Genomic DNA, 6,271 nt, shown 5'->3' with positions numbered 1-6,271 from the left:
CGCGACCCCCGGCCCCTTCCCGCACCTGCTGTCCCCGCTGGACCTAGGCCCGTTCACGGTGCGCAACCGCATCGTCATGGGTTCGATGCACACCGGTCTCGAGGACTCCGCCGAGGACGTCGACGCCCTCACGGCGTTCCTCGGCGAGCGCGCCCGCGGCGGTGCGGGCCTGCTCGTGACCGGCGGCTTCTCCCCGGATCGGACGGGCCGGCTCACCCCGCGCGGCGCGCAGGCGACGCCGAAACTCCTCGCCGAGCACTCCCGCGTGACCGATGCCGTCCACGAAGCCGGCGGCCGCATCGTCCTGCAGCTCCTGCACGCAGGGCGCTACGCCTTCCATCCGCTCGCGGCCGCCCCGTCGGGCGGTCGTTCGCCGATCACGCCGTTCCGCGCCCGTCCGCTGACCCGCCTCGGCATCTCCCGCACGATCCGGGCGTTCGCCCGCTCCGCCGCGGCCGCCGCCGATGCCAGCTACGACGGCGTCGAGATCATGGGGTCGGAGGGCTATCTGCTCAACCAGTTCCTCGCGCCGCGCACGAACCGGCGGCGCGACCGGTACGGCCGGGACGCTGAGGGACGCCGGGCGGTGCCGCTGGCGATCGCCCACGCGGTCCGTGAAGCCCTCGGGCCCGACCGCCTGCTCACGTACCGGATCTCCCTGCTGGACCTCGTCGAGGACGGTCAGACGTGGGATGAGGTCCTCGCGCTCGCGGCCGCGCTGGAGGCCATCGGCGTGGACGTGCTGTCCACCGGGATCGGCTGGCACGAGGCGCGGGTCCCGACGATCGCGACCTCGGTGCCCCGCGGCGCCTTCACCGACGTGACCGCTCGTCTCCGCGCGGCGGTGGGCGTGCCGGTCGTCGCGTCGAACCGCCTGCACGATCCCCTGCTGGCCGAGGACGTCGTCGCGCGCGGCGATGCGGATCTGGTGTCGATGGCGCGGCCACTGCTGGCGGATCCCGAGCTGCCGCACAAGCTGGCCGAGGGGCGCGCCGCCGAGGTCGTCCCGTGCATCGCCTGCAACCAGGCGTGCCTGGACCGCGTGTTCGTCGGCGAGCGCGCGAGCTGCGTGGTGAACCCGCGCGCCGGTCACGAGACCGACCCGGCGCTCGCCCTCGTCCCGGCCTCGGCGCTGCAGCGGCGGCGCGTCGCGGTCGTCGGCGCCGGCCCGGCAGGCCTCGAGGCCGCGATCAGCGCCGCCCGTCGGGGATTCGTCGTGACGCTGTTCGAGGCGGGCGAGGACATCGGCGGGCAGTTCCGGTACGCCGCGCGGATCCCCGGCAAGGAGGACTATGCGGGGGCGATCTCGTCGTGGCGCACGCGCCTGCTGACCCACGGGGTGGGGGTGCGCCTGGGCACGCGGCCGAGCGCCGACGATCTGTCCGGCTTCGACGACGTGATCGTCGCGACGGGGGTGCGTCCGCGCACGCTCGACCTGCCCGGCTTCGACCCGGCGGCGGAGCGCCCGGCGGGATCTCCGCAGGTGGTCGCGTACACGGATCTGCTCGAGGGCACGGCGGAGGCCGGGGATCGCGTGGCGGTCGTCGGCGCGGGCGGGATCGGCGTGGACGTGGCCGAGTTCCTCACAGCGCCCTCGCCATCGCTCGCGCTGGACACGGCGGCGTGGAAGGAGCGCTGGGGCGTCGCCGATCCGGCGCTCTCACGGGGCGGGGTGCGGCCGACGGCAGCGACCGAGACCGCCCCTGCTCCCGTCGCCCCGTCGGGCCGGCAGGTGCACATCCTCCAGCGCAAGGACACGAAGATCGGCGCCGGCCTGGGTCGGACGACGGGCTGGGTGCATCGCGCCGAGCTGCGGCACGCCGGCGTGATCGAGCACCGCGGGGTGGTCTACGAGCGCATCGACGCCGAGGGCCTGCACGTGCTCGAGGACGGCGAGGCGCGGACCCTCGCCGTCGACACGGTGGTGGTGTGCGCGGGGCAGGTCTCCGAGCGGGGACTCGCCGAAGACCTCGCGGACCTGCCCAACGGACCGCGCGTGCACGTGATCGGCGGGGCCGATGTGGCGGCGGAGCTCGACGCGGAGCGGGCGATCCGCCAGGCGGTGGAGACGGTCGCGGGGATGTGAGGGGGCGCGAACGGCTATCTCTGCTGCGCCTCCTCTGCAACGAGGCTGATGCACGACGACGAGGTCGCTGATGCCCGCATGATCCGCGTGGTCTACGCCGACCGGGAGCTGAGCGCCGAGCAGCTGGCATCGGTGCTGGCCTGAACCGCCCCACGGCTCTGCGGCGGCCTCCCCGACGCCCTCTCCTGAGTACGCTCGTGCCCATGCGACCGCTGACCTACCGCGACCAGACCGTCCTCATCACCGGCGCGAGCTCCGGCCTCGGCGCCGAGTACGCGCGCCGCCTGGCCGAGCGCGGCGCCGACCTCGTGCTCGTCGCGCGCCGCACCGACCGCCTGCAGGCCCTCGCCGCCGAGCTCGCCGACCGCAGCGACGCGACCGTCACGATCCTCCCCCAGGACCTCGCGAAGCCCGGCGCCGGCGAGGAGCTGCGGCGGCGTCTCGACGACCTCGGCATCACCGTCACGTCGATCATCAACAACGCGGGCTTCGCGAGCACGGGCGCGTTCCACGAGATCGAGGCCCAGCGGCTGCGCGACGAGGTGGCCCTCGACGTCGCCGCCGTCGTCGACGTGACGCGGGCGTTCATCGACCAGCTTCGCGCCCACGACGACGGCTTCCTGGTGAACCTCGCGAGCATCGCCGGCTACCAGCCCATCCCCGAGATGGCGGTGTACGCGGCGTCGAAGGCGTTCGTGCTGGCGTTCACGGAGTCTCTGTGGGCGGAGTCGATCGGCACCGGGCTACGCATCATGGCGGTCTGCCCCGGCCCCACGAAGACGGAGTTCTTCGAGGTCGCGGGCGAGTACGCGAGCGGCGGCATGCCCAAGATGACCGCCGAGGACGTCGTGGCCGCGACGCTGAAGGCCCTGGACCGCCGCACCCCGCCGCTGCATGTGGTGCCGGGCCCGCTGAACCGCGTCCTGACCCTGGCCGGGCACCTCACGCCGCGCCGCGCCGCCGGGCACGTGCTGCGGCGCGGGATGAAGCGCGGGGGCCGCTGAGGTCGGGGCCTCCTCGTCACTGCAAGAACTGGTAGCCATGCGTGCAGACGCCCCCCTGGGAGGGCACGTGCGCACGAATAGCTACCGGTTCTGACAGGGGCACCGCCGGACCCGCCCGCGCTCCTCCCCCTAGACTCCAGCCATGCCCCGCGTGCTGCACACCGCACAGGCCCTCGTCGACCAGGTCGTCGAGGTGCCCGCCCTGCCCGACCGCGGCGACAACGTCAACGCGTCCTCGTCCACGAGCTACGCCGGCGGGGCCGTGAACATCCTGGTCGCGGCGGCGCGCACGGGCGCCGAGGCCGTCCACGGCGGCGCGCACGGCACGGGCCCGAACGGCGACCTGATCCGCGAGACCCTCGCGGCCGAGGGCGTCGCGCTGTCCGATGGTCCCGTCCCCGACCAGGACACGGGGGTCTGCATCGTCCTCGTGGAGCCCACCGCGGAGCGCACCTTCGTCACCACCTACGGCGCGGAGCGGCGCATCACCGCCGCATCGCTCGCCCGTCTGGACCCGCGGCCCGGCGACCTCGTCTGCCTCTCGGGCTACAGCTTCTTCGAGCCGACGCGGGACCCGCTGCTGGCCTGGCTCGACACCGTTCCCGAGGGCGTTCAGGTCGTGCTCGATCCCGGCGCGCCCTTCGCCCAGTTCCCCGCCGACCTGCGACGACGGGTCCTCGCGCGCACCACGGTGTGGACGTCCAACGCCGATGAGGCCCGCGCGATCACCGGGCTCGACGCCCTGCAGGACACCCCGGCGGCGATCCGACGCCTGCTGGGTCCGCGCTCGGTGGTGATCGTGCGCGACGGGGAGCGCGGCTGCACCGTCTTCCATCACGGGCGCGGCACGCATATCCCGGGCTTCCCCCGCCGGGCCGTCGACACCAATGGCGCGGGCGATGCCCACACCGGCGTGCTGCTGACCGAACGGGCGCTCGGCGCCGACTGGGAGACCGCGGCGACCCGCGCCAACGCGGCGGCCGCGATCACGGTGACGCGGAAGGGCCCGGCGACGGCACCGACCCGCGCGGAGGTGGACGAGTTCCTGGCCTGAGGCCACGACCTGTGCAGGGTCCGTGGAGATCCTCCTCCGCATCGCCATCCGACTTCGATCCGCACCCTGTGATACGTATCATGTCTACGGGTCGCCATCCGCCCGACGGGTGCCGGGTGCGTCGGAGGGAGCGCCATGACAAATCGACGAGAGACGCCGCGTCCGACGGCGCAGCAGCGCACCACCGCCGCTCAGGATGACGCGGACGGCCTCTACGGCTTCAGTGCCCGCCTCCCCGACGGCACCGTCCAGCATCTCGCCGAGTACCGCGGGCGCCTGACCCTGGTGGTCAACACCGCGAGCCGCTGCGGCTTCCGCGAGCAGTTCCGCGGGCTCGAGGAGCTCCACCGCACCTACGGGCCGCGGGGCTTCACCGTCCTCGCCTTCCCCTGCGACCAGTTCCTGCATCAGGAGCCGGGCGAGGACGAGGAGGTCGAGGAGCACTGCCGGTCGCGCTGGGGCCTCACGTTCCCCATCTTCGCGAAGGTCGACGTCAACGGCCCCTCCTCCCACCCCGTCTTCGCGTGGCTGCGGGGCGAGGGCGGCGGCTTCATGGGCGGCCGCATCGCCTGGAACTTCACGAAGTTCCTGGTGGGAGCGGACGGGCACGTGATCCGCCGCTATGCGCCGCCGATCCCGCCGTCGCGGATCGCGCGCCGCATCGAGGTCGAGCTGGACTCGCTTCCTCCGAGGTGAGACCTGCGTCGCACGGTTGATACCGTGGGCGGAGCCACAGAATGCGCCCGCCGCCGGGCGCGATGTCCGGAGGGGGACCCCATGGAGGGACTGATCGCAGCGGTCGTCGTGATCGCGATCGTCATCGTCGTACTGGCCGTGCTCGCGGCCCTGCTGTTCGGGGGGCTGCGCACCAGCTTCCTGTTCCAGGTGCACACGCAGGAGAACGTGATCGTCGAGCGCTTCGGCAAGTTCCAGCGCGTGGCCCGCCCGGGCCTGAACACGAAGATGCCGTTCATCGACTCGACCACGCGCCCGATCTCGCTGCGCATCCAGCAGCTCGAGGTCAACATCGAGTCCAAGACCAAGGACAACGTGTTCGTGACCGTGCCGGTGGCGGTGCAGTACGTCATCAAGGAGGAGCAGGTCGTCGACGCCTACTACCGCCTGTCCAACCCGGAGGCGCAGATCCGCTCCTACGTGTTCGACACGGTCCGCTCGGCGCTGTCGACGCTGAACCTCGACCAGGCCTTCGAGTCGAAGGACGACATCGCCCGCAACGTCGAGGAGACGCTGTCGGCGCGCATGCAGGAGTTCGGCTTCAACATCGTCAACACCCTGGTCCAGGACATCTCGCCCGATCAGCGCGTGCGCGACTCGATGAACTCGATCAACGCGGCCCAGCGCGACCGCGTGGCCGCGCAGTCGCTCGCGGAGGCCGACAAGATCAAGCGCGTCACCCAGGCCGAGGCCGAAGCCGAGTCCAAGCGCCTGCAGGGCGAGGGCGTCGCCGCCCAGCGCAAGGCGATCGCGATGGGCATCGCCGAGCAGTACGAGATGCTGCGCAAGGTGGGCATCGAGAACAGCGCCGAGCAGCTGCTGCTCATGACGCAGTACTTCGACACGATGCAGGACATCGCCCGCAACGGCCGCTCGAACGTGCTGTACCTGCCGTCGAACCCGGGCACCGTGGGCGCGATGGGCGACGAGATCCGCAACGCGATCCTGCAGGGCCAGGCCGCGCACGACGCCGACAAGAACGGCGACCAGCACGAGCGCACGGAGTCCGAGCGTCGCAGCCGCGCGGAGGCCGCGCGCCGTCAGGCGGCCGAGCGGGCCAAGGCCGAGAGCGCGCGTCACGAGGCCGCGCGCCGCGCCCAGCAGGCGGCGGATGCGGCCCAGCAGTCCCAGCACGGCGGGGTGCCGCCGTGGGCGCGGCCCGAGGGCTGAGCGGAGGGCCCGCGCAGGCACGCTGACCTGCGGTGATACGCAGAAGCATGAGGACGACGGCGCCCCGGTGATCTCCGGATCCCGGGGCTCCGTCGCGTGTCGCGGGACCTGCACTACCCGCGGGGACGGTGCTGCGGGGCGATGCGTCGCGGGGCACCCGCCGCGCCCACGGGGCGTGCTGCAGGGCCGTCTGCGGGGCGTGCTTCGGGGCCGTGCAGCGGG

The 6,271-nt window shown here is 73.0% G+C and carries 5 protein-coding genes; all 5 read left to right on the top strand.

Annotated features, from left to right (window positions below; all coding sequences use genetic code 11):
• Nucleotides 1–2,086, top strand: a 2,086-nt coding sequence (locus FM110_RS04405) for an NADPH-dependent 2,4-dienoyl-CoA reductase (protein WP_087103046.1), incomplete at its 5' end; no start/stop codon positions are given.
• A gap of 203 nt (nt 2,087–2,289) precedes the next feature.
• Nucleotides 2,290–3,090, top strand: a complete 801-nt coding sequence (locus FM110_RS04400; protein ID WP_087103044.1) for an SDR family NAD(P)-dependent oxidoreductase — start codon at nt 2,290–2,292, stop codon at nt 3,088–3,090.
• Between the two features lie 142 nt (nt 3,091–3,232).
• Entirely contained in the window at nt 3,233–4,144 is a 912-nt protein-coding gene (locus tag FM110_RS04395) for a PfkB family carbohydrate kinase (RefSeq protein ID WP_087103042.1), read from the top strand.
• A gap of 135 nt (nt 4,145–4,279) precedes the next feature.
• Nucleotides 4,280–4,840: a glutathione peroxidase gene (locus tag FM110_RS04390; RefSeq protein ID WP_087103040.1), complete on the top strand. Its 561-nt coding sequence runs from the start codon at nt 4,280–4,282 to the stop codon at nt 4,838–4,840.
• A gap of 81 nt (nt 4,841–4,921) precedes the next feature.
• Complete coding sequence (locus FM110_RS04385) at nt 4,922–6,049, top strand: SPFH domain-containing protein (RefSeq protein ID WP_087103038.1); 1,128 nt, start codon at nt 4,922–4,924, stop codon at nt 6,047–6,049.
• Nucleotides 6,050–6,271: the final 222 nt, after the last annotated feature.

The sequence above is a fragment of the Brachybacterium nesterenkovii genome, from assembly GCF_900163655.1.
Taxonomy (GTDB): domain Bacteria; phylum Actinomycetota; class Actinomycetes; order Actinomycetales; family Dermabacteraceae; genus Brachybacterium; species Brachybacterium nesterenkovii.
Note: the sequence above shows the minus strand (reverse complement) of the source record. Positions and strands in the feature narration are given on the sequence as shown.

What these genes read in the sequence shown, in the direction of transcription:
- FM110_RS04400 (WP_087103044.1), top strand. Translation starts at nt 2,290, where the DNA reads ATGCGACCGCTGACCTACCGCGACCAGACCGTCCTCATCACCGGCGCG.
- FM110_RS04395 (WP_087103042.1), top strand. Translation starts at nt 3,233, where the DNA reads ATGCCCCGCGTGCTGCACACCGCACAGGCCCTCGTCGACCAGGTCGTC.
- FM110_RS04390 (WP_087103040.1), top strand. Translation starts at nt 4,280, where the DNA reads ATGACAAATCGACGAGAGACGCCGCGTCCGACGGCGCAGCAGCGCACC.
- FM110_RS04385 (WP_087103038.1), top strand. Translation starts at nt 4,922, where the DNA reads ATGGAGGGACTGATCGCAGCGGTCGTCGTGATCGCGATCGTCATCGTC.